Origin of the sequence: Nannocystis punicea, from assembly GCF_026965555.1 — a bacterium.
GTDB lineage: Bacteria > Myxococcota_A > Polyangia > Nannocystales > Nannocystaceae > Nannocystis > Nannocystis punicea.
Genome location: NZ_CP114040.1, coordinates 9,189,795 through 9,215,689, shown reverse-complemented (window position 1 = coordinate 9,215,689; position 25,895 = coordinate 9,189,795). Strand labels below are relative to the sequence as shown.

The 25,895-nt window shown below is 69.2% G+C and carries 22 protein-coding genes; 17 read left to right on the top strand and 5 right to left on the bottom strand.

The genetic code is table 11. The features are described 5' to 3' along the window. Window positions 1–26: 26 nt before the first annotated feature. The 4 genes from O0S08_RS35220 to O0S08_RS35205 all read left to right on the top strand — a co-directional run bounded on the left by O0S08_RS35220 (window position 27) and on the right by O0S08_RS35205 (window position 3,314). The gene (locus O0S08_RS35220) at window positions 27–320 is read left to right on the top strand and encodes a hypothetical protein (protein WP_269033827.1); all 294 of its coding nucleotides are present in this window, start codon (window positions 27–29) and stop codon (window positions 318–320) included. An 821-nt stretch (window positions 321–1,141) separates the two neighbouring features. Beyond that, window positions 1,142–2,092 (top strand): hypothetical protein, encoded by a 951-nt coding sequence (locus O0S08_RS35215; RefSeq protein WP_269033826.1) that lies wholly within the window; start codon window positions 1,142–1,144, stop codon window positions 2,090–2,092. Window positions 2,093–2,330: 238 nt separating this feature from the next. Next, the gene (locus O0S08_RS35210) at window positions 2,331–2,798 is read left to right on the top strand and encodes a Do family serine endopeptidase (RefSeq protein ID WP_269033825.1); all 468 of its coding nucleotides are present in this window, start codon (window positions 2,331–2,333) and stop codon (window positions 2,796–2,798) included. A 63-nt stretch (window positions 2,799–2,861) separates the two neighbouring features. After that, window positions 2,862–3,314: a hypothetical protein gene (locus O0S08_RS35205; protein ID WP_269033824.1), complete on the top strand. Its 453-nt coding sequence runs from the start codon at window positions 2,862–2,864 to the stop codon at window positions 3,312–3,314. Window positions 3,315–3,419: 105 nt separating this feature from the next. Here the strand turns inward: O0S08_RS35205 and O0S08_RS35200 are convergent, their stop codons facing one another. Beyond that, window positions 3,420–4,052, bottom strand: a complete 633-nt coding sequence (locus O0S08_RS35200; RefSeq protein ID WP_269033823.1) for a hypothetical protein — start codon at window positions 4,050–4,052, stop codon at window positions 3,420–3,422. Between the two features lie 297 nt (window positions 4,053–4,349). Between O0S08_RS35200 and O0S08_RS35195 the strand changes: the two genes are divergently transcribed. From O0S08_RS35195 to O0S08_RS35180, 4 genes are all read left to right on the top strand, one after another. Beyond that, the gene (locus tag O0S08_RS35195; RefSeq protein ID WP_269033822.1) at window positions 4,350–4,874 is read left to right on the top strand and encodes a GbsR/MarR family transcriptional regulator; all 525 of its coding nucleotides are present in this window, start codon (window positions 4,350–4,352) and stop codon (window positions 4,872–4,874) included. Window positions 4,875–4,939: 65 nt separating this feature from the next. Next, a complete protein-coding gene (locus O0S08_RS35190) occupies window positions 4,940–5,374 on the top strand; it encodes a hypothetical protein (RefSeq protein WP_269033821.1) in 435 nt (144 codons plus the stop codon). Between the two features lie 10 nt (window positions 5,375–5,384). Then, window positions 5,385–5,834 carry a thiol-disulfide oxidoreductase DCC family protein gene (locus tag O0S08_RS35185; RefSeq protein ID WP_269033820.1) on the top strand — a complete coding sequence of 150 codons (450 nt, stop codon included), beginning with the start codon at window positions 5,385–5,387 and terminating at the stop codon, window positions 5,832–5,834. A 559-nt stretch (window positions 5,835–6,393) separates the two neighbouring features. Further along, window positions 6,394–8,076, top strand: a complete 1,683-nt coding sequence (locus tag O0S08_RS35180; protein ID WP_269033819.1) for a bifunctional metallophosphatase/5'-nucleotidase — start codon at window positions 6,394–6,396, stop codon at window positions 8,074–8,076. A gap of 176 nt (window positions 8,077–8,252) precedes the next feature. Here the strand turns inward: O0S08_RS35180 and O0S08_RS35175 are convergent, their stop codons facing one another. The 3 genes from O0S08_RS35175 to O0S08_RS35165 all read right to left on the bottom strand — a co-directional run bounded on the left by O0S08_RS35175 (window position 8,253) and on the right by O0S08_RS35165 (window position 12,856). Beyond that, entirely contained in the window at window positions 8,253–10,127 is a 1,875-nt protein-coding gene (locus O0S08_RS35175) for a hypothetical protein (RefSeq protein ID WP_269033818.1), read from the bottom strand. A gap of 1,061 nt (window positions 10,128–11,188) precedes the next feature. After that, entirely contained in the window at window positions 11,189–12,304 is a 1,116-nt protein-coding gene (locus O0S08_RS35170) for a fibro-slime domain-containing protein (RefSeq protein WP_269033817.1), read from the bottom strand. Between the two features lie 345 nt (window positions 12,305–12,649). Beyond that, window positions 12,650–12,856, bottom strand: a complete 207-nt coding sequence (locus O0S08_RS35165) for a hypothetical protein (protein ID WP_269033816.1) — start codon at window positions 12,854–12,856, stop codon at window positions 12,650–12,652. A gap of 351 nt (window positions 12,857–13,207) precedes the next feature. Between O0S08_RS35165 and O0S08_RS35160 the strand changes: the two genes are divergently transcribed. The 7 genes from O0S08_RS35160 (at window position 13,208) to O0S08_RS35130 (ending at window position 23,137) form a co-directional block, all read left to right on the top strand. Further along, the gene (locus O0S08_RS35160; protein ID WP_308477863.1) at window positions 13,208–13,927 is read left to right on the top strand and encodes a phosphodiesterase; all 720 of its coding nucleotides are present in this window, start codon (window positions 13,208–13,210) and stop codon (window positions 13,925–13,927) included. Window positions 13,928–14,053: 126 nt separating this feature from the next. After that, complete coding sequence (locus tag O0S08_RS35155; protein ID WP_269033815.1) at window positions 14,054–15,277, top strand: hypothetical protein; 1,224 nt, start codon at window positions 14,054–14,056, stop codon at window positions 15,275–15,277. 228 nt (window positions 15,278–15,505) lie between these two features. Next, window positions 15,506–15,910 (top strand): hypothetical protein, encoded by a 405-nt coding sequence (locus O0S08_RS35150; protein WP_269033814.1) that lies wholly within the window; start codon window positions 15,506–15,508, stop codon window positions 15,908–15,910. A gap of 249 nt (window positions 15,911–16,159) precedes the next feature. Further along, window positions 16,160–17,257: an oxygenase MpaB family protein gene (locus tag O0S08_RS35145; RefSeq protein ID WP_269033813.1), complete on the top strand. Its 1,098-nt coding sequence runs from the start codon at window positions 16,160–16,162 to the stop codon at window positions 17,255–17,257. Window positions 17,258–17,776: 519 nt separating this feature from the next. Further along, window positions 17,777–21,139 (top strand): ATP-binding protein, encoded by a 3,363-nt coding sequence (locus O0S08_RS35140; protein WP_269033812.1) that lies wholly within the window; start codon window positions 17,777–17,779, stop codon window positions 21,137–21,139. A gap of 88 nt (window positions 21,140–21,227) precedes the next feature. Further along, window positions 21,228–21,641, top strand: a complete 414-nt coding sequence (locus O0S08_RS35135) for a response regulator (RefSeq protein ID WP_269041889.1) — start codon at window positions 21,228–21,230, stop codon at window positions 21,639–21,641. Next, the gene (locus O0S08_RS35130) at window positions 21,638–23,137 is read left to right on the top strand and encodes a sensor histidine kinase (protein WP_269033811.1); all 1,500 of its coding nucleotides are present in this window, start codon (window positions 21,638–21,640) and stop codon (window positions 23,135–23,137) included. Before O0S08_RS35135 ends, O0S08_RS35130 begins: the two co-directional genes overlap by 4 nt. A 163-nt stretch (window positions 23,138–23,300) precedes the next feature. Here the strand turns inward: O0S08_RS35130 and O0S08_RS35125 are convergent, their stop codons facing one another. Further along, on the bottom strand, window positions 23,301–24,215 hold the full coding sequence (locus O0S08_RS35125; RefSeq protein WP_269033810.1) for an NmrA family NAD(P)-binding protein: 915 nt from the start codon (window positions 24,213–24,215) through the stop codon (window positions 23,301–23,303). Between the two features lie 106 nt (window positions 24,216–24,321). Between O0S08_RS35125 and O0S08_RS35120 the strand changes: the two genes are divergently transcribed. Next, entirely contained in the window at window positions 24,322–24,876 is a 555-nt protein-coding gene (locus tag O0S08_RS35120) for a TetR/AcrR family transcriptional regulator (protein ID WP_269033809.1), read from the top strand. Between the two features lie 238 nt (window positions 24,877–25,114). Next, complete coding sequence (locus tag O0S08_RS35115) at window positions 25,115–25,690, top strand: cysteine hydrolase family protein (protein ID WP_269033808.1); 576 nt, start codon at window positions 25,115–25,117, stop codon at window positions 25,688–25,690. Window positions 25,691–25,895: the final 205 nt, after the last annotated feature.

The following is a 25,895-nucleotide window of genomic DNA, read 5'->3' as shown; positions in this document are numbered from 1 at the left end:
AGGCGGGGGCGTCTAGATTGACGACCATGGACAAGGCGCTGCAGAGGGCCGGCTTCGCGGAGACGTACTTCCATACCGGCGAGGTCGGTGGGCCGGCCAGGGGGACCTCGCTCGTCTTCATCCACGGGCAATCGGTGACGTGGGAGGAGTACACGTTCATCATGCCGTTCCTGGCCGAGCGTCGGATCGGCGAGGATGAACCGGATGATCGCGTATGGGCGCGGACGCGAGGCTCTGCGCGTCGCCTACGAGGCGTTGCCGCCGCACGACCAAAGGTACCGTCGGCGACATGGACACGAAGGACATCGAAGTGCGGATGATCCTCTGTATGGTCTGCTTTCAGCGGGCATTTCTGTGACGAGCTCTGTTGTCGGATCCGTAAGAAAGTGAACTGTATACTTCAAAATAGCGGGATGCGATGGCCTTCTTTTACGGTGGGAAACAGGTCCGAGTGACACTGGATGGAGCCGAGGAGCTGATACTTGGGACTGGTAGCTCCGATCCGCCCGGGTACCGCGTCGCCCTGGTCGCCGGGCCAGCGGTCAGTGGCGCAGGCGCTCGATGCTCAGCGACCTCGACGGCCCAGCGCGACCCAGCGCTCGGCTCGCCGTAAATTTTTGTCGGCGCGGTCTCCTCGCATAAGCAAATGATTAAATTGCATTTTACCCGATAATGCGGGTTGACGGGACGGGCTGCCAGGTCAAACTTGCAGACCTCGTCGCCGAGGTCGCCGCGCCTCGACCTGGTCGCGAAGTCGCGCGACCTGGTCGCCAGGCCACGCCCCTCAACCCTCCCTCAAGGATAAGACGTGAAAGGGACATCAAGCCGTCGGCGTCGCTTGCGGCTCACGCCCGCAAAAATTGTACAGCGTGCGGACGCACGACGAGCCAGCAGCCGCTGTCCATTCGCTGGCACACGTCTTGCTCAAGCGCGTCAGCGTCGTTGAAACGACGCGGAGAGACACACGATGACGAAGAATCACGACATCCCTGGCAGAGCGAGGGCATCGCGGCTGGCGCGGCGTGACACGGGCGCCGCGATCCTCCTCACCATACTCGTGGCCGCCGGCTGCTCCGACGATGGCGCGGGTCAGGAGACGGGTTCCACGAGCGCCGCGTCAGACGCGTCGAGCACCGAGGAAGTGACGACCGGCGGCTCCGACGACGGCAGCTCCTCCCCGCCGTCCGCGAGCACGGGCGACGGCGGGAGCGAGAGCACGGGCGACGTACCTGACGTTGTGTGCCCGAAGACCCACGACGGCGTGACGAGCGACGGTCACCCGGTCGTCGTGTGCGACGAGTTGTTCGCCGACACACCCTACGTGCGACCGCCGGTCGACAGCGGGTCGATCGTCCACGCCGCCACCGATGGTCATTCGATCTTCATCCGCGGCGAGGACCCACGCCTCCTCGAGACCGAGGAGCTCGCCGTGATGGGCCTCGACATCGACGGTACGGTCGAGCTGCGGCGCTACGGCTACGCGATCTACCGTGTCACCCTCGATGACACCGACAGGGTCACGGCCAGCGTCCCGGCGATCCTCGTGCCCGACGCGGCGTTCTTCGGGTTCCTCGCCGGCCGGGCCGCCGAGGGCGTCATCTCGCACCACGCGCCCGATCCGGACGACCCCGCCTTCGAATATGAGGTGGAGCCGACGCTCCCGGTGCGCGTCCGCTTCACGACGGTCGCGGACGGCGACGCGGATCCGGCGATCGAGCCCCTCATCAAGGAGACGCTCGCCGTCGTGGTCGAGAATGCGGAGGCGCCCGTGCTGGGGAGCACGGGCCAGTGCCTCCCAGCGCTCACCGCCGCGGGCGCCGAAAACCCGTTCGACGGCGCCGACCTGTCCACCCTCGTCGCCGAACGCGTGCCCTCGATGCACGCGCCGGGCGACAACGAGTTCGTCCTCAGCGGCGCTGCCCCCCTCAACCACATGACGCCGGCCTGGATCGTCCTGCCGCACCAGCTCCTGCTCGCCGACGCGACGATCGTGTTCCCCGAGGCCGACTTCAGCCCGCACGGCAACCCGCTGGCGATGCCGCGGCTCCGGCTCACCGCCGTCGACGGCGGGGGCGGCGACTGCACCCCCTGATCGCGGGTCGACGACTTCACCGTCGCCGAGGTCGCCGAGGCCAGCCTCGACCTCGACCTGGTCGCCGCCCAGGTCGCCGAGGCGCCTCGTCATCATCGCCTCGATGCCGTGGGCGGGATCAACAAGTCCCGGGCATGGCGTACGGATGACAAAATGTCGGCTCCCACGGCGTCTGCTGGCGATTCTCTCGGCGGATACTTGTCATGATGGTGGCATCGGACTTGCTAGGCCTCTCTGCATGTGCTCGTCCGTCCACCTCGCTCTCGGCTCGTTTGTCGCCGGCCTCACCTGCGCTGGCGTGTTGTTCCTCTCTCCCTTCAACGCTCGCCCAGCCGCTGACGCCGCCGCCCAGCTCGACAATGCGTCGCCCTTCGTGCGCTGCTGCGACGTTCGATGCACCCTCGATCAACGATTCGTCGACACGCTTGCCGTCAACACCGCGCCCGTGCGTGAGCAGGCCCGCCTGATCCCCTTCATCGAAGACGGCGTCCGTCGCGGGGTCTTCGTCTACGGCCTGCGCACCGACAGCCTGCCCAAGCTCGTCGGCCTCAAGAACGGCGATTTGCTCACGGATGTCGATGGCGCTCCCGTGGTCGACGTTGCCGGCGTCGATGCTGCTTTCGAGCACCTCCGGACCACGGGCACCAGCCGCTTTGCCATCGAGCGCGACGGCCAGACGACGGTCCTGCAAGTGGACATCGAGTGACGGTCGAAACGTCCGCTCCTCAAGACCGCGATCTGCGGGCCCGGATTCGAAGGGGTGTCTCGCGTGGTGGTGGTCGTGTCGCTCGTGGTGCCCGGGTCGACGCCGGTCATCGTCGAGTCGACAGTCGTGGTGGTGGTCGTGTCGCTCGTGGTGCCCGGGTCGACGCCGGTCATCGTCGAGTCGACAGTCGTGGTGGCGGCCGTGTCGCCGTCGGATCTGGTCGTCGGCTCACCGGTCATCGGTGTGCCGGTCGTTGGTGCGCCGGTCGTCGTCGTGTCGGCGATCGGCTCCGAGGAGCTCGTGGCGTTCGTCGTGCTCGCGTCGGTGGTCGTGTCGCTGCCGGGGGTCGGGCCGCAGGCGAACAGGGCCAGCGCGGCGAGAGTGCAGGGGCCCGGACGGCGGGATGGTGATATCCGGGCAGCCTATCATCTTCAGTCGCGGACGCGCGGCGGGCGGCGCGGGGGCGCTCACGGGTTGATGCAAGCGTCGTTGCCGTGCACTGCACGTCATTGCTGACGAGCCTGTCAGCCCTTGGCCTTCTCCTTGAACATCCTCGCGCCCGGCGGCCCCCGACGCGCTCAGTGGCCCGGCGGATCTGGGCTGGAGCGAGCTCGAGACGGATCACGGCGTGGCGGGTCGCTTGGCCTGCGCCCGCAACTGCTCATACAGCCGCTCGCCCGGGGTCGGACCCTCGGGCACCGGGTCCGGTTGGCCGGGCAGGGCCTCATGTACGTTCATGGAGGCCGTCGCCTCGTACCACCCGTGGAAATCGAGGACCTCGATCTGCCCGCCGCGCACCCGAAGGTGGCCCTCGCTGCTGGTGGAGCGCTCGTGTCCGCCATCGGCGCTCGTCCCGAGGACCATAACCTCGATTTGAACGTACCCGTCCGGCAGCCGCGGCATGGCGATCTGCCACGGCCGATTGGTGGACCGGGCGGGTACCCGGACCTCGGGGCCGAGGACCGCCGGGAGAAGCTCCTCGCCGCGCCCATCGACGATCATCATGCCCGTGGCGAACACGAGGTCGCTGTCGGTGTTGTTTGTGATCTCGGAGGTCGCGGCGGAGCCGGTGAACACGGAGCACATCACGAGATCGGGTTGTGCGCCGGTGCAGGCGTGCGCGAGCTTGAGGCTCGCCGCGCATAACGGCTCGTCGACGGGCTGGACCGGCGGGGGCTCCGGCGCCGGTCGCCGCATGCACGCAGCAAACGCGACGAGGACGACGATCGCACACGTATCCGGGCGCCAGAGCATCGCCGACCTACTTCCCACACGGCCACGCCGATGGTCAATCGCCGCAGCTCACAGTCTCCGGCGCGCCAGCGCACGGGCGTCGCAGCGGCGGCTCGCGCACGCAGGCGGCGAAGAACAACGTCGCCTGTACGCCCACCGCGGCCAGGGCCGGGGTTTCAAGGAGTTCTGCGAGGGGCTCATGCGATTTCCGCTTCAAACTTCTTGAGCGCTCCGCGCAGACTCGCCTACCGGGGTGAAATCGCGCATTTCGTTTCCCCTTGACATTCGGAACTTTCGGAACAAAATGAAAGTATAGAAATGCCGACCTCCGGAGCCAGCACATTGCAGACGGCGCGCGAGCGCTTCATCGCCCAGTGGGGCGCGCTCGGGAGCGCCTGGGGGATCAACCGCACGATGGCGCAGATCCACGCGCTGCTCCTCCTCTCGCCCGAGCCGCGCTCGACCGATGAGGTGATGGAGGCGCTGGCGATCAGCCGCGGCAACGCCAACACCAACCTGCGCGAGCTCGTCACCTGCGGCCTGTGCCGCAAGGTCGTGCGTCCAGGCGAACGCCGCGAGTACTTCGAGGCCGAGAAGGACGTGTGGCAGCTGTTCTGCACCATCCTCCGCGAGCGCAAGCGCCGCGAGATCGACCCGACCCGGACGGTGCTGCGTGACTGCGCCGATTCGACCCGCGGGCTGCGCGACGCCGAGGGCCGCGCGGTTCACGAGCAGCTCAAGGCGCTCGCCGACTTCGTCGAATTGGCGGCCTCACTGGCCGAGCGCGTCGCCGCGACCGAGCAGAGCAAGATCGTCCCCGCCATGCTGCGCCTGCTCGGCTGAGCCAAATTTTTTTTGTCTGGTGTTTTCAGAGAATCCTGAAAGTTCAGGAATATAGGAGAATCACAGTGGACACGTCGATCATCACATACACGATCTACCTCGGCATCAGCCTGGCCCTCACCATGTGGGTCGCACGGACGCTGCACAAGAACGGTCGCATCTTCCTGGTCGATGCCATGCAGGGCAACGAGGAGCTCGCCGATTCGGTCAACCACCTGCTGGTGGTCGGCTTCTACCTCGTCAATATCGGCTTTGTGACCCTGTGGCTGCGCGAGTACGGCGCCGCCCCTGCGGACGCGCGCGCGGTGTTCGAGATCCTGAGCGGCAAGCTCGGCACGGTGCTGCTCACCCTCGGCGGCATGCACTTCTTCAACATGTACGTACTCGCACGAGTCCGCCGGCGCGCCGAGCTGCGGACCGCGCCGCCGCCGGTGCACCCGAGCGGCCTGCTTCAGCCGCCCGCGAGCCCCTACCACGTCGCCGGCGCGATGAGGAGCTGAGGAGGTCGGCGTGGAGACTCTGTCTGTCCTCTACGACGCCGAGTGCGGGCTGTGCTCGACAGTCCGTCGATTTCTCGAGCAACAGCCCGCCTATGTGCCGCTGCACTTCATCCCGCTGCAGCACCCGGATCTGGCGCAGATGTTTCCCGGCATCGAAGCCTACCGTCCCGATCAGGAGCTGCTGGTGATCCGCTCGACCGGCGAGGTCTACGTCGGCGGCGGCGCCTGGCTGATGTGCCTGTGGGCGCTGGCGGACTACCGGGAGTGGTCGGTACGCCTCGCCACGCCGGCGCTGCTCCCGCTGGTGCGACGATTCTGCACGCTCGTCTCGAGCAACCGGCTGTCGCTGTCGAGCCTGCTCCGCCTGGCGAGCGACGCCCAGCTCGCGCGCCTCATCACCACGCCGCCAGCGCAGCGGTGCGCCGGCAACACCTGCCCCAGCGGCTGTCTCAGCGAGTGATCGCGGCTGCCCCGAAAGCCGCGCCGGCCAGGAACGCGAGGGCATTGCTCACGGCCCAGTACAGCCCGTCACCCGTCGATCCGGGAATCAGGGTGATGGCCGACCAGGAGAACCACATGGCGGACGCCAGGACGCCAGCCGCCAGGCACAAGAACTTCCGTCGTCTCGGCTCCGTGTGTCGCATGGTTGCGAGAGCTTACCGGCCTGGCTCTGCGGCGCAAGCGACGGCGAGGAAACACTCGTCCAGGGCGCCGCGCCGCGGCGGTGGGCTTCCTCGGTGGTCCGCTGACGGACTGCCATTGGTCGCGCTCGATGGAACTCTCCTCGCAGCAGTTCATGGCGATGTCGGCCTGCGACTAGCCCGGTCCGAGGCAGTCCCGCCGCCCGGGAGCCACGCCAATTCGGAGTCACCGGTCCGAGTGCAATGATTACATCGCGCGACAAGCCCTGGCGGCTCGTTGCAGGCTCGGCCTCGCGTCGCCGAGCGCGCGAGAACGAACGGCTGCGAAAATGAGCGAAGTGGAGCCTCGACGGCATCCGGACGGGTACCATGTGCGCCGTGAGACGCGACCTTCCACTGCGCAACTTGCTCCTCCCCCTCCTCGGCATCCTCGCGTGTCAGCAGCCCGCGGCGCCCGCGACCACACCGCCGGCGAGCGACCCGGCGACTTCGCCAGCCGCCGCGCCCGCGCCGAAGGAGGCGGTGCTCCTGCACATCAACGACACCTACCGCATCGAGGGCAATCCCGAGGCGGGCGAGGGCGGGATGGCCCGGGTCCGGGCGCTGCGAACCCAGCTCGAGCAGGAGCACCCGACGCTGCTGCTCACGCACGGCGGCGATTTCTTGCAGCCGTCGTTCATGAGCCGGCTGTACGGCGGCGACCAGATGGTCGACGCGCTCAACCACCTCGACGGCGACGGCAAGGCGTTCGACCCGCGGATGTTCGTGGTGCCGGGCAACCACGAGTTCGACAAGCGCGGCATGGACGATGGCCGCGCGCTCGACGGCCGCGTCGAGGCGTCGGGGTTCACGTGGCTGTCGGCCAGCGTCGAGTTCGCGAAGGGCGAGAACGGCGAGCCGGTGGTGGCGGCGGACAACCTCGTGCCGCGGCGGCTGGTCGAGAGCGGCGGCTACAAAGTGGGCCTGTTCGGGCTGACGCTCGACTCGGTCCAGGCCGAGTACATCGCGGCGCACCGCGACCGGGTGGCGGTGGCGAAGGCCGAGACGGCGGCGCTGCGGGCCGAGGGCGCCGACTTCGTGATCGCGCTGACGCATCTCGACATGCCCGCGGACCAGGCGTTGCTGACCGCCCTGGGCGCCGAGGGCCCGGACCTGATCCTCGGCGGGCACGAGCACAACCACCAGGACGCTCGGATCGGGACGGCGGCGGTGGTGAAGGCGGACGCCGACGCGGCGACGGCTGCGGTGGTGCGCCTGCGCAAGATCGACGGCAAGCCCCAGATCGACTGGGAGTACGTGCCGCTGAAGGGGACCAGCCCGGCGCCGGACCCGGCGCTGCAGGCGGTGGTCGACGGCTGGCGCAAGAAGCACGAGGCCGAGTTCTGCGCGAAGGCGAAGGAGCAGCCCGCCTGCCTCGCCGGCGAGATCGGGCGCACGAGCGTGACGCTCGTCGGCGAGGAATTGGAGATTCGCCGGTTCGAGACCAACCTCGGCAACCTGATCGTCGACTGGATGCTCGAGTCCGCGAAGCCCCACGGGGCCGAGGTCGCGTTCTACAACTCCGGGTCGTTCCGCCTGAATCGCAACCTCGCGGCGGGCCCGGTGACGCGGCAGATGATCGAGGAGCTGTTCGCGTACCCGAGCCCGCTGCGCCTGATCCAGATCGACGGTGCGACCCTGCAGAAGGTCGCCGAGCGCTCCGTCTCCGACTGGACCGGCCAGGGCCACTTCCTGCAGATCGCCGGCTTCGCATTCCGCTTCGACCCGGCGACCGGCGCGGTCACCGGTCTCAGCCGCCGCACGGCCAAGGGCTGGGTGGCAGTCAAGCCGAAGGACCGCTTCCTCGCGGTCACCGAGAGCTTCCTCGTCAACCCGGCGCGCGGGCAGGATGGTTACACGATGCTGACCGAGAAGATGCTGAAGAAGATGCCGGAGGTCGACCTCAAACAGCAGACGATCGAGCGCCTGAAAGCGGCCGGCGCCCAGGGCGTTGCGCCGACCGTCGACGGAAGAATCTGCAACGCGACGCGGCCCGGCCCGTGCCTCGCCGTCGGACCGTGAGCGGCGCGGCGAGCTCCAAGCTCTGCGGGTCGGGTCCCACGACAGGTCGTCTGTGGTGGGCATCCGAGGAGAAGCGGTCGGGGCTGCGTGACGGGCACCCGCAGCCCCGAGCCGACTGAAGAGAGCGGCGTCAGCACCTTACGGGGGAAGCGAGGCCGGCGCCTCGTCCGCGCCCGTCAGCGGGCGGCGCTGTAGTTCGTCCGGTGGTGGAGCAGCGAGATGTCGTTACTGCTGTTGCGCACCACGATCACTGCCTCGTCGGTCGCGGGGCGGCCGTCCATGGCGACCGCGGAGATTCCCCCGAACAGGCGCGTACCGACCCGACGCAGCAGCCCGCCGGCCGTCGAGCCGACTTTCGGACTGACGCTCCACGAGATCAGCGACAGATTCCCGCCAGAGTCGGCGACTGCCGTCAACGCGTCCTGCGTCCCGACCTTGGCAGAGCCGAGGGCGCCGATCGCCCCTGGGGACGCGTGCTCGAGCCGCGTCAGCGCGCCGGTGGTCGCGATCTCCCACGTCTGCACCACCAGGTTTCCCGCCTGCGTGCGCGCGCTGACCACCGCGAATTCACGGGAGGTGTCGCCGACGACGGCGACGTCGACCTCCGCGACCGAGATCGCGGTGTTGCTCGCGTCCTTGGCCTGCTCGACGTCGATGTCGTCGACGACCCCCGCGGCGCTGATCGCCCACGTTCGCACCCACATCGAGTTGTCCGTGCGGCGCTCGACCGTGACGACGCCCTTGAACGCGCCGGTCGTCTCGGCGTTGCCGCGGCCGGCGGTCACCGCCGCGACCCCGACGTCGGAGATCGTGTCGCTCGAGACGTCGTTGCCGAGCAGGTCCACCGCGACGTTCGTACCGGACACGGTCGCTTCATAGTCATACACGGACAGGGTGTTCGAGCTGTTCTTGAAGGCGACGACGACGCCGTCGTGCGACGGCGAGCGCGTCGCCTCGACGAAGCCGATCCCGCTGCGCGTCTCGCCGGTCCCCTCGATGAGATCGCCGTCCGTCTCGACGAAGTAGGGGATGATCTGGAGGTTGTTCGAGCCGTTGCGCACGGCGGCGACGACGTGGCGGGAGCTCGTGCTGATCTTCGCCAGGGCGATGTCGCTGACGGAGCCCTTGACATCGGGTGTTCCGAGGTCGAAGTCGCCGTTCGCGTCGAACACGAAGCCCATCGCGGTGAAATTGTTGCTCGCGTTCTTGTAGGCGACGACGCCGCCCGAGGTGCTCGGGTTCGTCATCACGATCGCGGGGATCGTCCCCTCTTCGATGTCGAGCGTGTCGACGCGCGCGCCCAGCGGATCGGACAGGAGCAGGTACTCCTGGGTGTTGTCGAAGACCCCGGCGTTGCCCGCGAAGGCGGTCCAGCTGTCGGTCAGCGGGGTGAGGTCGGCGGTCGCCTGGCGCCACGACTCGTCGAATTCGATCACCTCGTCGTCCCCCAGGCACAGCTCGCCCTGGCTATCCGTCGTGACGGACTTCACCTGGATGTGGAAGTGGGGGTTGCTGGTGTTGCCGGAGAAGCCGACCTCCCCGACGAAGTCGCCCTTGTGGATCTCGACCGGGGTGGTGAGGATCGTGTCGACCGGTAGCCGCTTGGAGCCGGACACGTTGGGCACGCAGTTGGCCCCGCTCGTGGTCACGAGGTCCACGGTGTTGGGACATACGCCGGGCGGGATCGTATTGTCTCTCAGATGGGCGAGGAGGATCATCCTCCCGTCGCTGGTGAGGATGTTGACGTGGTTGCCGGAGACGATGCTGCCGGACGCGTTGCCGTTGTCGTCGACCTCTTTCTGGCAGCCGACGACGAACCCGTCGACCGGGGAGTACACCTTGGCGCCGAACACGACGTCGTCCTGCGGGGTCGTGTTGCCGTCCTGCCCGGTGGTCCTGGACGTGGTCCACTTCCCGTTCGCGCCGATCGTCGAATCCCAGCGGACGGCGCCGAGGTCGAGCGGGTTCCCGACGCCCGCATTCCACCCGCTGTGCCCTTTTCCGCGGAAGTAGGTGTTGGCGAGGTCGAGCGAGTCGCCGCGCCAGGGCATCTTGATCGGGTAGCCCCATCCCACGAGCGGGGCGCCGAGCAGCAGCGCGAATGTAAGGCCTGAAAGGATACGAGTCGAAGTTTTCCGGGTCATGTGCATCGTTCACTCACTTTCCGGGCGGATACCGCCCTCGAGCCCGGAGGCCGCGGCGATCGGGCGAGGGAATGTCCTCGCCCGATGCGCGATCGCTGGGCTCCTCCACTCGGAGGGCATCGACCTCCGAGGGAAGCTTTCAGTGCTCCGCCGGCCGCGCGCGGCGCGGGACGTGGAGCGTCATGGAATCGGGTCAGTCATGGGTTTCCGTGGCCGACGTCGCGCGGCCGCGATTCGAGCTGCGACCGGCGACGCCGTCCCATGCGTAGTGAGAGGACCCGGCGACTTGGTTCGAAACGCCGGTCGATTTTTTTTCCGTCCTTCGTCGGCGTCGCGCGAGGCGTCCACGCGCGTGGGCGGAGTCGGGCCGCGGGGGATGAAGCAGCTCGAGGCAGGGGAGGCGGCGAAGTGAGGCGGCCGCGGGGCGCCAAATTCAGAGCACCTCGCGGCGATGTCCGACCTTCACGTGGTGTTCGGTTCTGGTGCGCTCGGCTCGGCGGTGGCGCGGGAGCTCGCCGATCGCGTGATGTGCAGCCGCCGTGCCGCTCGCCTCTCGCCCGCTCGACCTCAGGGTCGCGGGTGACCGCGTCGGGTTCACCCTGATCAGCGGTCGAGTGCAGGACGACGGGGTCGATGGTGGTGCTCCCGCGCGGCCTCGACAGATCCGTCAGCGGGTCGGTGAGGAGGCGCGGGGCGCAGGTCATGCCGGTCCTGTGCTGCGCTCCTCCCTGAGCCTGGGAGACCTGCGGCGATAAAGGAGGCCGGAATCCCCGTCGACGTGCCCTCGAACGGGTCGAGAATGCGGCCGCCGGCGGGGCAGCGGCGCCTGTCCGATGGAATAGCCATTGTCGGCACCCGCCGCCAGCCGCGGGATCGGCGAGCGCCGTCCGCCGGCCCGGGCTCGACCGGCAAAACGCGCGCGTCGGCGCGTGTGCGGCACGCGAGCCGCACGTGCGCCTTTCAGCCGATCACTGCGGCAGGAAGCACGCGATCGACGTGTCGATGCGGAAGTTGCTACCCGTGCCGCAGCGTTCGGCGTGGAACACGTCGAGGCTGTAGACGTTGCCAGCAGTGAGGCCGAGGGTGTCGAGCATGATCGAGCCGGTGACCGGCTCGTGGAGCCCGCCGAGGTCCATCGCCAGCTTCTTGTCGACGAACACCCACACGTCGTCGTCGCCGGAGAAGCTGAACACCTGACCGGGCTCGTAGAGGAACATCGTGTGGATCTCGGTCGTGAATTCGCCGTTGCGATCGCCGTACGTCTGGCCGAGCCAGTTCGGCGTGACGTTGTTGCCGAAGCCCTGGTCGGTGAGCGGATAGAACGAGCTGCTGTTGTAGCTCCAGATGTTCGGCATGATCTCGGTGAGGCTCAGCACGCCCTCGATCTCCATGTTGACGTCCGGCACCGTGTTGTACCATTCGTGGAAGGACGCCTCCGAGGTGATCTGGGGGTTCGTGCCGAACCAGTTGGGCGGCGGCGGCGGCGGGTTCGGATTGTAGACCGGCTTGTCGTCGGGGCCGAGCGTGTTCATCAGGAGCCCCGTGCGGGCCCCGACGCCGTTCATGTGGCAGCCGAAGTCGACGTGGAGCGGCTTGTGGTCGCGGTACGTGACCGTGAGGTCGCTGCACTCCTGCATCATCCCGCCGGTCGTGGTCGTCGTCTCGTCGGTCGTGCTCGTCGTGTCGCCGGTCGTGTCGCCGGTCGTCGTCTCGCCGGTCGTGGTCGTCGTCTCCCCGGTCGCGTCGGTCGTCTCTCCGCCCGTGCTGGTCGTCTCCGAGACGACCCCGTCGGTCGTGTCGGTCGGGTCTCCCGACGTGGTCGTCGTGTCCGTGCTCGTCGTCCCGGCCGAGCCGTCCGTGGTCGTCGGCGTCGAGTCGCTGCCGCTCTCCGTCCCTGCGTCCGAGTCCGATCCGCCGCTCGGCGTCGTCGTTGTCGGCGTCGTGTCGGTGCCGGCGCTCGACCCGTTCGTGGTGCTCGCATCCGCGTCGGTGCCGCTCGCCGTCGTCACACCGCTGTCGCCGCAGGCCGTCGACATCATCACGCTCAGCGCCGCAGCGCATCGATAGAACCGAATGGTTGTCATCACACGAGCGTATGCAAATCGTTACGCGCCTGCAAACCCGTGTCCGCGCCGGGGTGACACGTTCACAGCTCACGCACGGCACCGCGGTCCCATCAGGAGAACGCTCAGCGGCCGCCGCGAGCGAGGGAACCCTTGAGCAGGCCCCATGCACGCCGCAGGCTGCCATGGACACGTCTCGCGGCCGTCGCAGAGCCGTGACGAATGCGCTCCGACATCGGCGCCGCCCCTCGCGGCCTTGCCCACATTCAACGTCATACTATTGAACGCTTTTCAGTCTCGTCGGGTGACGAAGCACAATAGTGAAGTTTTCTTGAGCGTCCAGTGACGAGACGATGATGGGTGGTCTCACACGGCCGCTCGCCGGCGCTGCAGCCAACGGCGTCCGGCCCCGCGTCGGCCCAATGCGTTGACTTGCAGCGATTTTACCCGACGGCCGGCCACCATGCGGCCGCTGCGCGCCTCTTGCACGAGGGACGAGAAACCTGCTGGCCACGCCGCCGCCGCGGCATGCCCGTCGGCGACGACCCGCGAGTCGTCGCGCTCGCCGCTCATGATCTGATGATTGGTATTCGCCGCCGAGTCGAACCCGAAGACGGCGGACGCAGGGTGCGTACATTCGGTGACTGCGCCGACCCATACGCGGATGGGCCGAGGCCTTTCCCGCGCATGGCGAGCGCCTCCTCGACGCCCCGCGATTTCCGTTCGCGGCGCAGGTGCCGCTGCGCTATAAGAGAGGCACCGGCAGCGCGAGGCGCCGGTGAGGCAGGGGACATGCTCATCGCCCAGATCAGCGACACCCACGTCAGCACGCCGTAGGGCGCCGGTGACGACTTCCTTGACACCTCCGAGCACCTGGCTCGCGCCGTCGCTCACCTGAATCGCCTCGAGCGTCGACCCGACCTCGTGGTGATCACCGGCGATCTCGTCGATCGCGGCGAGATTGGCGAGTACGAGCGGCTGCGTGAGCTGCTCGCACCGCTGCAGATGCCGGTGTTCCTGCTGCCCGGCAACCACGACGATCGCGCCAATCTCCGCCGCGTGTTCGCCGATCACGCGTACCTGCCGCGCGACGGCTTTCTGCAGTACACCGTCGACGATTGGCCGGTGCGGCTCGTCGTGCTCGACACCCACATTCCGGGGGCGCCCGGAGGTCGGCTGTGTGCCGAGCGGCTCGCCTGGCTCGAGGCTCGCCTCGCGGAGGAGCCGCAGCGGCCGACGGTGGTCGCCATGCATCACCCGCCGTTCTCGAGCGGTCTCCCGCTGATGGACGCGCTCGGGCTCGAAGGCGGCGACGAACTGGCCGCGGTGCTCCGGCGGCACTCGCAGGTCGAGCGCGTCGTGTGCGGGCACCTCCACCGGCCGATCGTGCGCCGCTTCGCGGGCACCGTGGCGTGCACGTGCCCGTCCACCACGCACCAGCTCGCGCTCGACCTGCCGCCGGCGAACCGGCTAGCGATCGTGATGGAGCCGCCGGCCTGCATGCTGCACCTCTGGCTCGGCAGCGCCGGCGGGCTGGTCACGCATGTGAGCCTCATCGCCGACGAGTACCCCGCGCTCGTCGTGCACGACGGTCAGGGCTGGGTCCGCGACCCGCAGCCGCCTCCAGGCTTCCATCCGTCCTGAGCCTGGCCGGGAGCGGTCCCGACGATCTGGTGCCTGTCCGCGCCGACGTGCCTCGACATCGCCGTGGAGATACTCCTGCGAGATCTGGCAGTCCGCGACACCCCGTGATCGGATATGCTCCGCGCGATGGACCTTCGGACCCTCGCCACGGCTCGACCCGACGCCCTCGACACCACCGCGGCCCTCGAGGCCCTCGCCGAGACTTCGCCGCTCGTCGCCGCGTACGTGCGCCACCAGGCGAAGTCACCCGCGTCCGCGATCGCGGCCGCGAAAGCCTGGCGCCGGGCCGAGACGGTGTGGCAGGAGCACAGCGAGCGCCGCCACGCCATCGTCGCCCCGCTCGCCGCCCCGCTCATCTCCGCCCAGGACAGCATCGACGCGCTCGTCGCTGCGACCTCGGCGATCGCTGCCGCCGGCGACGTGACCCCGCGCGACGAGGTCATCATCGCCGCGATGGCCCTCGTGCCCGTCGGCACCCCCGCGGCCCACGCGGCCCTGGCCCGGCTCGCCGCCTGCAGCCGCGAGCTGGCCCAGCGCGTGGTCTCCCTGCTGGACGCGGCGCCCGGGAGCAACGCCGCGCTGATCGACGAGCTCGACCCCGGCCGACCGCGCGTCGGCACACGTCCCGCCACCCAGGTCGAGCAGCTCAGCCTGGCCCTCGGGCTGGCCGCCGACGCGAGCTGGGATCAGTCGATCCGCCTCTACACCGTCGACGACAGCGACGCAGTCGCGACGCTCGTGCTCACCCGAACCGCCCGACACCCGGACTACTGGAGCTTCTTCGGCCCGGACGACCTCGAAGCGCGGCGCCTCGCGGAGCTTCCAGCCGCCCTCGCCGCGTGGTCCGCCCGCCACGACAAGCCCTGGAACGTCCCCGCGACCTCGTTCGTGGTCGCAAAGGCCGGCGCCCCCGTCGACGCCGTCACCGCCTGGCTGTTCGCCGAATCGCCGCCAGTCGCCGCCGACGACGCGGACGGCTTCATCGCGCTGTCCAAGGCGCTCGGCCTGCCGCTCGGCGAGCCCTGGCGGGCCAGGCTGGAGCTCACCAGCCGCGAAAACCGCGGCTGGCCCCAACCGGCCACCGCCGTCCTGACGCTCGTGCCCGCGATGCGCCTGTTCTCGCTGCAGGTGAATATGGTGCGAGAGCGCGACTCGTCGCCCGGCACCTTCCCGAGCTCGTGGAGCTTCTCGAGCTCCGAACCCGGCGCGTCCGCCTCGGACATCCTGCGGCGGCTCCGCGAGGTCGAGGGCGATGGCTTCGCCTGGGACTTCGCCGGCGCCCGAATCTCCTGCTCGCGCAAGGGCGGCGTCGCCGCGCTCCGCCGCTGGCTGACCGGCGAATCCGTCTGACCCGAAGGACACAGCAGGTCGACGCCGCCTCGTCGCGCGACCGACTGTCTCGGCGCCGGCCATGCATGGGCCCAGCGTGAATGCAACCGAGGAAGAGGCGCTCTGGAGGCGGGCGCCCATGGGCGCCCATAGGCGCCCACCGTGGCCGTCGGAGCCAGTTTTCGGCGCTGAATCCACTATTGACTCCTGAATACGGATGAGCTGCCATGGCGAGGCAAGGAGGACACCATGAAGAAAGTTCTGACCGTCGCCGCTCTGTTCACCGCACTGACCGGGACCGCGGTCGCTGCGAGCAACTACGATCTCACGATCGAGAAGCCCGCCGCGAAGGTGAACGTGAAGACGGTCGCGGCGGTGAAGGTCACGGCCAAGGGCGCGTATCACATCAACAAGGAATACCCGACCAAGCTGTCGCTCACGGCGCCCGACGGCGTGACGCTGGACCGCGACAAGCTGACCGCCCAGAACGCCAAGATCACCGAGAAGGTGCTCAAGTTCGAGATCGGGCTGACCGCCGCCACGGCTGGCAAGAAGACGATCACCGGGGAGCTCAAGGGCGCTGTGTGTACCGAGAACGATTGCATACCCTTTAGCGAGAAGGTCAGCATCGAGGTCGGTGTCGCCGCCCAGTAGCGCGAGCGCGATCTGGCGGCAGGGGCGCTCACGGCGACCTGGCCTGCTCGTCGCTCTGCGAGGCGCGAGAGCCGGCCGGTGCCCCGTCGTGAATCTGGCGTCACCCATGCGCATAGGGCCGCGCGAACGGCGTGCCTTGACATGGAGAGCGGCGGCATGGAAGCATCAACCGCCGACTCCGAGCATTTGGGCGAGTGAGTATTCCGGATGTCTTCAACTTCTTCATCCCCTGGTCGCTGGACGGACGACGTGCTCGAACCCTTTCGCGCCATGGGCGAGCCCGTGGCGGACGAGGTCATTCAGAGGGTCTTCGCCGACAACGAGGTGGACTCCGTCAACCGGATGCTCAGGAGCATCCAGTCGAACGTCCACCTGGTCCCGGCGGAGATGCCGGATGCGGTGGAGGATTACCTGAACCAGACGGATGATTGGCCCGAGTGGGCCGACGCGGAGAAAGTCCGGCTGGGCCAGCGGCTCTTCCAGCGTTATGGCATGCAGATGACCCTGGCCTACTTCACGTGGTCCCTGCCGTGCTGCTACTCGTGGGCCAAGGCGGCCAAGGTGCTGACCTGGACGGGCGGCATCGACAAGCATGTGCACCGCCGGATCATCGAGACGGCCCAATTCGTCCTGGATGTGATGGCGGAGGGAGGCCTCGAGCCGAAGGGGTTCGGGGTGCGCACGGCGCAGAAGATCCGCCTGCTGCATGCCACCATTCGCTACCACCTCGGCCGAGACCCCGAGTGGCGAGCCGCCGAGTGGGGCACTCCGGCCAATCAGGAGGATCACGTCGCCACGCTCTTGACGCTGGCCCTGGTCCCCCGAGTGCTGACCCAGCTCGGGCTGGACTTCACCCGGGAGGAAGAGGACGCTTATTTCCACTGCTGGAAGGTGATCGGTCACTTCCTGGGCATCCACCCCGAGCTGCTGCCCCGCGACCTCGAAGATGCCGAGCAGCTCTGGGAGGCCATCCAGCGGCGTCAGGTGAGGCCTTCGGAGGATGGAGTCGCGTTGACGCGGTCGCTCGTCGAGTACCTGAAGATGCGCATCCCGGGCACGATGATGGACGGCATCGTGGTGTCGACGATGCGCGAGCTGTGCAGCGAGGCGGTGGCCGACGCCGTGGGCCTCGAGAAGGCCGACTGGACCCGCCACCTGATGGGGCCGATGCGGTGGATGTTCTTCTTGTCGGACGAGGCCCAGGATCGGACGAACTTCGCCGCGAAGATCTCCGCCTCGCTGTCGCGCAAGCTGCTGGAGGGGCTGCATTCGTCCGAGACGGGCGGCAGTCGCGTGACGTTCCAGATCCCCCGGTCGCTCCAGGAGTCGTGGAACCTCGGGGGCTGAGGCGTGATGACTGTCCGCAAGGACAGGTGATGCGACAGGCTCGGCCGCCCAGGCGGGCTGCGCTCGGGCGACGATGCGCAGGGACGGGCCCGGCTTCGCCAGCACGCGAGCCGGTGCCATCATGCGGTCCTGGCTGAGCTCGCTGCCGTCGAGGTACGTCTGCCGCCTGGCGGCATCGGTGCCCTCCTCTTGCAGACGCCGGCGGTGGTCCTCGCACGTCGCCCGCGGTTCTGCGCATGGCAGAATTGTCGGCAGCGGAGCCGGGTTGACATCTCGGGGGTCCGTCTATCGTTCCGTTTGAGGCCCGTGCCCTCGTCGCGCCCCCAGACGAATGGCGGAAATTGCGCGCCAGAAGGCGCGTGCGGCTCGCATCGAGGCCCGCGATTCGATCGCGCGGTCGAAGTGAACATTGGCCGGTGAGTCTCCGCAAGGAGCTTGATTTCGGGGGCGTACCTCGGCTTCGCGCATTGATGGGAGCGGGTCCTTCTCAGTCCGACTTCGGTGGGGTAATGGAGCTCCATGGTGCTCGACTCGGATGCCTCCGTCGGCCGCGCGGGCGGGTCGCACGTGCTCGCCGGTGGCGGCGAGATGGGCGCACGCATGCGGGAGATCGACTGGGCGACGACGCCGCTCGGCCCGGTCGAGTCCTGGCCGCAGAGCCTCAAGACCTGCGTGCGGATCATTCTGACCTCGCTCCAGCCGATGTTCGTCTGGTGGGGCGACGAGCTGATCAACCTGTACAACGACGCCTACAAGTCGATCGTCGGCGGCAAGCACCCGGAGGCGCTCGGACAGCCCGCCTCCATCGTATGGCGCGAGATCTGGGATCAGGTCGGGCCGCGCGCAGCGTCGGCGATGCGCCTCAACGAGGGCACGTACGACGAGGCGCTGCTGCTGATCATGGAGCGCTACGGCTACCAGGAGGAGACGTACTACACGTTTTCATACAGCCCGGTGCCGAACGACCAGGGCGGGACCGGCGGGATCATCTGCGCCAACTCGGACGACACGCAGCGGATCATCGGTGAGCGCCAGCTCGCGCTGCTGCGCGAGCTGGCGGCCCGCACGGCCGACGCGCGCACGTGGGAGGAGGTATGCGCCCGCGCCGCGGCGTCGCTGCAGACCAACCCGAAGGACCTGCCGTTCGCGCTGATCTACGTCGCCGACGCCGAGCGGCGCCGCGTGCAGCTCGCGGGGGCAGCCGGGCTCCCGCGCGGCCACGCCGGCGCGCCGGAGGTCGCGTCGACGCTCGAAGACTCCGTGTGGCCGTTCGCCGAGGCGCTCCACGGGCACGAGCGCGTGGTCGAGCTACCGCCTGTCCTTGGGGACATCCCGACCGGCGCCTGGCCGCGGCCGCCGACGCACGCGGTCGCGCTGCCGATCGCCCCGTCGGGCGAGACGGGTCGCGCCGGGGTCCTTATCGTCGGGCTGAGCCCGTTCCGCAAGCTCGACGACAACTACCGCGGGTTCTTGCAGCTGGCCGCCGGGCAGCTCGCGGCCAGCATCGCCAACGCGCAGGCGTACGAGGAGGAGCGACGGCGGGCCGAGGCGCTCGCCGAGCTCGATCGCGCCAAGACGATCTTCTTCAGCAACGTCAGCCACGAGTTCCGCACCCCGCTGACGCTGATGCTCGGCCCGCTCGAGGACGCGCTCTCGTCGGCGAAGCGCCGGCTCGCGGGCGCCGACCTCGACACCGCGTACCGCAACGCGGTCCGCCTGCTCAAGCTCGTCAACGTGCTGCTCGACTTCTCGCGCATCGAGGCCGGCCGGATCCAGGCGTCGTACGAGCCGACCGACCTGTCGGCGCTGACCACCGACCTGGCGAGCGCGTTCCGCTCGGCCATCGAGCGCGCCGGGCTCGTCTTCGCCGTCGATTGCCCGCCGCTCTCCGAGCCGGTCCACGTCGACCACGACATGTGGGAGAAGATCGTGCTCAACCTGCTGTCGAACGCGCTCAAGTTCACGTTCGAGGGCACGATCGCGGTCGCGCTGCGCGTGCACGACGACCAGGTCGAGCTGACCGTCCGGGACACCGGCACCGGTATCCCGGAGCACGAGCTGCCGCACCTGTTCCGGCGCTTTCATCGGGTCCAGGGCGCGCGCTCGCGGACTCACGAGGGCTCGGGGATCGGGCTCGCGCTGGTCCACGAGCTCGTGCGCCTGCACGGCGGGACGATCCACGTCACCAGCGAGGTCGGCGTCGGCACGGCGTTCACGGTCGCGATCCCTCGCGGCCACGCGCACCTGCCCGCCGAGCGGCTCAACGCTCGCCGCACCCAGCTGTCGTCGGCGACCGGCGCGGGGCCGTACGTGCAAGAGGCGCTGCGCTGGCTCGCCGGTCCGCAGCAAGGCGACGACGGCCTCGCCGCGGAGGCGCTGGTGCCGGCGTCCGACCCGGCGCTCGACGCCGGACCGCCGGCGCGGATCCTGCTCGCCGACGACAACGCCGACATGCGTGACTACGTCGGCCGCGTGCTGCAGCAGCGGTGGGTCGTCGACGCCGTCCCCGACGGCGCAGTCGCGCTCGCGGCGGCGCTGGAGCGCCCGCCCGACCTCGTCTTGACCGACGTCATGATGCCGAACCTCGACGGCTTCGGCCTGCTCCGCGCGCTGCGCGAGGACCCGCGCACGCGGCGGATCCCGGTGTTGATGCTGTCGGCGCGCGCAGGCGAGGAGTCGCGCGTCGAGGGCCTCGAGGCCGGCGCCGACGACTACCTCGTCAAGCCGTTCTCCGCGCGCGAGCTGGTCGCCCGCGTCGCCACTCACCTGCAGATCGCCCGCCTGCGCGCCGCCGCGGAGCGCGAGCGCGAGAAGCTGTACGACCTGTTCATGCAGGCGCCGGTGCCGATCGCCGTGTTCGTCGGTCCGGAGCACCGCTACGAGGTCGCCAACCCGCCGTACTGCGAGATGCTCGGGCGCCCGGAGCTGGTCGGCAAGACCGTGCGCGAGGCGTTCCCGGAGATCGGCGAGCACGCGGTGATCTCGTCTCTCGACACCGTGCTGGCGACCGGCCGACCCGTCCACGTGTTCGAGCTCGACATCCCGATCATGCGCCACGGCGGCATCAGGGACGCCTACTTCAATTACGTCGCGCAGCCGATCCGCGACCCGAGCGACGCGGTCACCGGCGCCATGGTCGTCGCCTTCGAGGTCACCGAGCAGGTGCTCGCGCGTCAACGCGTGGAGCGGCTCTCCGAGGAGCTGGCGAGTTCGAACAAGGAGCTCGACCAGTTCGCCTACGTCGCCTCGCACGACCTCAAGGCACCGCTGCGGGGGATCGCCAGCCTGTCGCAGTGGATCGAGGAGGCGCTCGTCGACAAGCTCGACGAGGAGTCGCAGACGTACATGCACCTGCTGCGCAGGCGCGTGCTCCGCCTCGAGACGCTGATCGACGGGATCCTCCATTACTCCCGCGCCGGCCGTGTCCGCGTCGACGCGACCCCCGTCGACACCGGCCAGTTGCTGGCCGAAGTGGTCGAGCTGCTGTCGCCGCCGCCCTCCGCCCGGATCACGATCGGCCCGGACATGCCGACGCTGACCGTCGAGCGCGTCCCGTTCCAGCAGGTGTTCCAGAACCTGATCGGCAACGCCCTCAAGCACGCGCGCCGCGACGATGTCCAGATCACCGTCTCGTGCCGCGACGCGGGTCAGCTCTACGAGTTCTCGGTCCGCGACGACGGCCCGGGGATCGCGCCGGAATTCCACGAACGGATCTGGGGCCTGTTCACGACGCTCGAGTCGCGCGACAAAATTGAGGGCACCGGGATCGGGCTGTCGGTCGTCAAGAAGATCGTCGAGAGCCGCGGAGGCAGCGTCGCCCTCGAGTCGCAACCCGGCGCAGGCGCGACATTCTTCGTGCGCTGGCCGAGGCGCTCCGGCTGACAGCGGGCCCGGCGCGGCTTGCTTTCTTCGCCGGTCGCGCCAAAGCTGACTCTCCATCCCTCCGTCGACCACCACGAAACGAGCCTTGATGGACAACCGCGAGCTGCACATCCTGCTGGTCGATGACGACGAGGTCGACGTCCTGACCGTCAAGCGCGCCTTCCAGCGCAACCGGCTGACCAACCCGATCCACGTCGCCAACAACGGGCTCGAGGCGCTCGACAAGCTGCGCGACGGCTCGCTGGGACCGCGCCGGCTGGTGCTGCTCGACATCAACATGCCGAAGATGAACGGCATCGAATTCCTGCGGGCCGTCCGCGCCGACCCGGCGCTGCAGGCCACGTCGGTCGTCGTGCTGACGACCTCGAACGAGGAGCGCGACAAGATCGACGCGTTCAAGCTCAACGTCGCCGGCTACCTGCTCAAGCCGGTCACGTTCGGCAACTTCATCGACGTGACGGCGACGCTCAACAAGTACTGGACCCTGGTCGAGATGCCGTGACCACGCCTCACCCCGAGCTGGAGCACACTTCGAGCCCGAGCCCCGGCGAGCCGGTGCGCGTGCTGGTGATCGACGACGACGAGCTCGACCGGCTGCTGGTGCGTCGGTCCCTGGCCAGGTCGGGCCTCGAGGTCACGCTGATCGAGGAGGCCGACCCGATCGCCGCGCTCGAGCGCGTGCGCCGGTCGCCGGTCGAGGTTGTGCTGCTCGACTATCAATTCCCGCGTCACGACGGGCTGGTCGTGCTCCGCGGGCTGCGGGAGCTCGACGTGTTCGTGCCGGCGATCGTGCTCACCGGGCACGAGGACACCGCGCTGGCGGTCGAGCTGATGAAGAACGGGGCGGTCGACTACATCGCCAAGGGCGCGTTGACGCCTCAGCGGCTCGGGCAGAGCGTCCGCCACGCGCTGCGCCTGCGCGCCTCGGAGCTGGCGACCCGCGCGGCGCAGGAGGCCCTGCGCGCGAGCGAGGAGTTCAGCCGGCGGATCCTCGAGTCGAGCCACGACGGCATCGTCGTGCTCGACCTCGAGGGGCGCATCCTGACGATCAGCCCCGGCGGACTGCGCCTGCTCGGCGCGGCCGGGCCCGGTCAGCTCCGCGGCCGCCCGTGGGTCGACCTGTGGAGCAGCGCTCACCGCCAGGAGGTCGCCGAGGCGCTCGCCACGGCGCGAGCCGGCAAGGTCGGTCGGGTCGTCGGGCTCGGCCCGACACTCGACGGCGCGCCGATGTGGTGGGACGTCATCGTCTCCCCGGTGCTCGACGCCGGCGGCAAGCCGGAGCGGCTGGTCGCGACGGCGCGCGACGTCACCGAGCAGCGGCGGCAGGCGGAGTTCGAGCAGCAGCTGATCGGGATCGTCAGCCACGACCTGCGCAACCCGCTGTCGGCGATGCTGACCGGCGCCTCGGTGATGGCCGAGAGCCTGCCGCCCGACTCGCCGCTCGCCGACATCGTGCAGGTGATCGTCCGCAGCGGTGAGCGTGCGACCCGGCTGATCCGCGATCTGCTCGACTTCACGCAGGTGCGCGCGAGCGGACGGCTCCCGATCGATCCCCAGCGGGTCGAGATCCACGAGGTGTGCCGGCAGGTCGTCGACGAGATGGCGCTCAACCATCCGGACCGCGTCATCGTCCACCAGCCGGAGGGCGACGGCGAAGGCCGTTGGGACCCCGATCGGCTCGCCCAGGCGGTCGGCAACCTGGTCCACAACGCGCTCAGCTACGGGCTCTCCGGCGCGCCGGTCACCGTCCGCAGCGTCGGCCACGGGGCGCGGGCGCAGGTGCTCGTGCACAACGAGGGTCCGCCCATCTCGCCGGAGTCGATCCCGTCGCTGTTCCAACCGTTCCGCCGCGGCGAGCAGCGCCACGATCGCGAGCGCAGCATCGGCCTCGGCCTGTTCATCGTCCGCGAGATCGTCGACGCCCACGGAGGCCACGTGGCCGTACACTCGGCCGTGGGCGAGGGGACGACCTTTCACATCGAGCTCCCGCGTCTTTAGGCGACGGAGCCGCGCGACGAAGCGCGGGAGCTCGAGCCGATGGCCGTCCGCCTTCACGTGGATGGTGTGATTGTCATGACGCCGCCGAGCACATCGCAGGCGTGATTCTTCATCTGCAACGTAGCCCGCAATGGCCACACATGGTCATGATTGTCGCGAGCGGTCAGGCCATTCCGCGCTGCCGGCGGGCCCACGTCTCGAAGCTCATGGGGGAGAGGCCGAAGGAGCGGGCGATCTCGGGCCGTGCCAGCACCGGGGCGACGTTCATGTACGTCAGTCCGCCCGCCACGCCGGGATGCAGGCCCGCTGCGACGGCCTCCTCGACCGTGCCCGACTGCACCACGTACTCCTTGCCGTCGAGGCGCGAGAGGATCTCGACGATCTGTGGCAGCGTGAGCAGGTCGCCGGCGAGTTGCAGCGTGACACCGTCGAACGTGGCCGGGTCGAGGATTGCCGCCGCGGCCGCCTTGCCGATGTCCTCCGGGGCGATCAGCCCCAGGGGCAGGTCGGGCCTGAACACGGTGACCAGCCGGCGCCCGTCGGCGAACCCGGCGGGGTCGAGCATGACGTGGTCCATGAAGGTGGAGGGCAGGATGATGGTCCAGTGCTCGAAGCCCGCGTTGCGCACGAGCTCGCAGGTCGCGAGCTTGTTCTCCCAGTAGTCCTCGCGCTCCTTCCAGCGACCCTCGGCCCACCCCTCGACGTTGCGGTGGTCGCCGACGCCCGACGTCGCGGTATGCACGAACGTCTCCACGCCCTCGGCGAGCGCGGCCTCGACGAGGTTCCTCCCCTGCTGGCGCTCCTTGCTGTAGTCGACGCCGGTCGCGGAGACGATCGGCGACTGCATCGAGAACACCGCCCGTGTCCCGGCGCAGGCGGCGCGCAACGACGCCGGGTCGTCGAGGTCGCCGCGGACCACCTCGGCGCCGGCAGCCGCGAGCGCTCTGGCGCCCGGCGCATCGGGGTTGCGCACCATCACACGAACCGAAGTACCGCCTTCGGGCAGGAGCGCGCGGGCGGTGGCGCCGCCCTGGCGCCCCGTGGCTGCAGTGACGAGAACGGGCTTGCTGCTGCTCATGCTATGCTCCTTTTCACAAGTGGGGTTACCCACCGTTTATGCCTCGGAGGCAAAATATGGGGGCCCACCCCGTTTGTCGAGGACTTTTTCGAGGGGAAGATCGCCCATGGAGCGCGTGAAAAAGCTGCGAGCGGACGGGCTGCGCAACCGGGAGCGGATCGTCGCGGCCGCCGCGGAGCTGGTCGCCAGGGATGGCGCGCAGGCGTCGCTCGAGGAGGTTGCGCAGCGGGCAGGGGTCGGCTCGGCGACCCTGCACCGGCACTTCCCGTCGCGGCAAACACTGTTGGAGGCGGTCTTCCGGGCCGGCGTCGCGCAGCTGTGCGAGCGGGCAGCGGCGCAGCGGGGCGAGGACCCCGGCGCCGAGTTGGCCGCCTGGCTCGAGGAGGTGACGGTGTACGCCGCGACCCACCGGGGACTCGCCACTGCGCTGCTGGCCGGCCCGGACGGCCTCTCGCCAGAAGAGGTCTGCTGCACCGACATGCTGCTCGGCGTGCTCGACGTCCTGGTGGCACGGGCGTCGTCCGTCGGCGCGCTTCAAGCGGGCGCCACGACGAAGGACCTGATGATCCTGGCGAACGCGGTCGCCGTCGCCACCGAGAACGATCCGACCGCCGCGAGCCGGTTGCTGCGCCTCGCGCTCGCCGGCATACGGCCCTCTTAGTCAAGACCTGTCGCTCGGCGCACATGGGACGTCGTGCTGGGCCTCGCACGATGATTGCGCGGCGCGAGAGCCGGGCCGACTCGCCGGTGCGGCGATGGGTCTGGACATTGCGAGGCGGTCGCCACGCGCCCCGCCTGGCGCGACCTCGCAGCCGGAGCCGCTGCATTCGGCGGTCTGTTCGCTGCGGGGGCCCCGGTGTGTTGTTGACGGTGGGCCGCCGGATGGAGAAGCTCGCGCCATGACGAGCGCCCTGATCGTCGGTGACCTCCAGACCGGGATTCTCGACAACTACCCGTTCACCAGGGCCGTGGTGCCGCCGGTGACCGAGCTGCTGCCGCGAGCCCGCGCGGCCGGGGTGCTGGTCGTGTTCGTGCGTACCGCATTTCGGGCCAACGGCGCCGACGTGGCGGGCGAGGTCTTCGCGGGCTTCTACCGGGCCGGTGACTTCTTCCACGAGGGTTCGCCGGGCACGGAGGTCGCGCTGGAGGTCACCCCGGACGACGTCGTCGTGCTCAAGCGGCGCACGAGCGCGTTCGCGGGGACGGACCTCGATCTGGTGCTCCGCGCCCGCGGCGTGGACTCGCTCGTGCTCACCGGAGTCGCGACGAGCGCCATGGTCGCGGCTACCTTGTACGACGCGTCGGACCGTGGCTACGGGCTGACCGTGCTCCGCGACGGGTGCGCCGACCAGGACCCGGCGGTGCACGAGCTCCTCGTCGGCACCGTCTTTCCCGGCAGGGGAGCGAAAGTCCTTACCTGCGCGGAATGGCTGGCTCCTCCGCGAACCAGTGGTGCGCGTACGGCTCCCCGTTGAACGGCTCGATCGCGCAGTAGCCCGCGGCGCCGTACGGCCTCGGCCCGCGGCGAGATGATCGGCCAGGCCGTCAGCTTCGCGCCGCAGTGCGGCCGGCGTGGCTGCGTCGGGGTCGCCGCTCCGGTGCTGTCACGCCTCCGGTCGCGGCGCACTGTAGTGTGATTTCAAATCGGCGTTGTCCCTCGCTCGACCTCGGGCCCGGCGC

What these genes read in the sequence shown, in the direction of transcription:
- O0S08_RS35220 (WP_269033827.1), top strand. Translation starts at nt 27, where the DNA reads ATGGACAAGGCGCTGCAGAGGGCCGGCTTCGCGGAGACGTACTTCCAT.
- O0S08_RS35210 (WP_269033825.1), top strand. Translation starts at nt 2,331, where the DNA reads ATGTGCTCGTCCGTCCACCTCGCTCTCGGCTCGTTTGTCGCCGGCCTC.
- O0S08_RS35200 (WP_269033823.1), bottom strand. Translation starts at nt 4,052, where the DNA reads ATGCTCTGGCGCCCGGATACGTGTGCGATCGTCGTCCTCGTCGCGTTT.
- O0S08_RS35195 (WP_269033822.1), top strand. Translation starts at nt 4,350, where the DNA reads ATGCCGACCTCCGGAGCCAGCACATTGCAGACGGCGCGCGAGCGCTTC.
- O0S08_RS35175 (WP_269033818.1), bottom strand. Translation starts at nt 10,127, where the DNA reads ATGCCCTGGCGCGGCGACTCGCTCGACCTCGCCAACACCTACTTCCGC.
- O0S08_RS35170 (WP_269033817.1), bottom strand. Translation starts at nt 12,304, where the DNA reads ATGACAACCATTCGGTTCTATCGATGCGCTGCGGCGCTGAGCGTGATG.
- O0S08_RS35165 (WP_269033816.1), bottom strand. Translation starts at nt 12,856, where the DNA reads ATGAGCGGCGAGCGCGACGACTCGCGGGTCGTCGCCGACGGGCATGCC.
- O0S08_RS35155 (WP_269033815.1), top strand. Translation starts at nt 14,054, where the DNA reads ATGGACCTTCGGACCCTCGCCACGGCTCGACCCGACGCCCTCGACACC.
- O0S08_RS35150 (WP_269033814.1), top strand. Translation starts at nt 15,506, where the DNA reads ATGAAGAAAGTTCTGACCGTCGCCGCTCTGTTCACCGCACTGACCGGG.
- O0S08_RS35140 (WP_269033812.1), top strand. Translation starts at nt 17,777, where the DNA reads ATGGTGCTCGACTCGGATGCCTCCGTCGGCCGCGCGGGCGGGTCGCAC.
- O0S08_RS35135 (WP_269041889.1), top strand. Translation starts at nt 21,228, where the DNA reads ATGGACAACCGCGAGCTGCACATCCTGCTGGTCGATGACGACGAGGTC.
- O0S08_RS35125 (WP_269033810.1), bottom strand. Translation starts at nt 24,215, where the DNA reads ATGAGCAGCAGCAAGCCCGTTCTCGTCACTGCAGCCACGGGGCGCCAG.
- O0S08_RS35120 (WP_269033809.1), top strand. Translation starts at nt 24,322, where the DNA reads ATGGAGCGCGTGAAAAAGCTGCGAGCGGACGGGCTGCGCAACCGGGAG.
- O0S08_RS35115 (WP_269033808.1), top strand. Translation starts at nt 25,115, where the DNA reads ATGACGAGCGCCCTGATCGTCGGTGACCTCCAGACCGGGATTCTCGAC.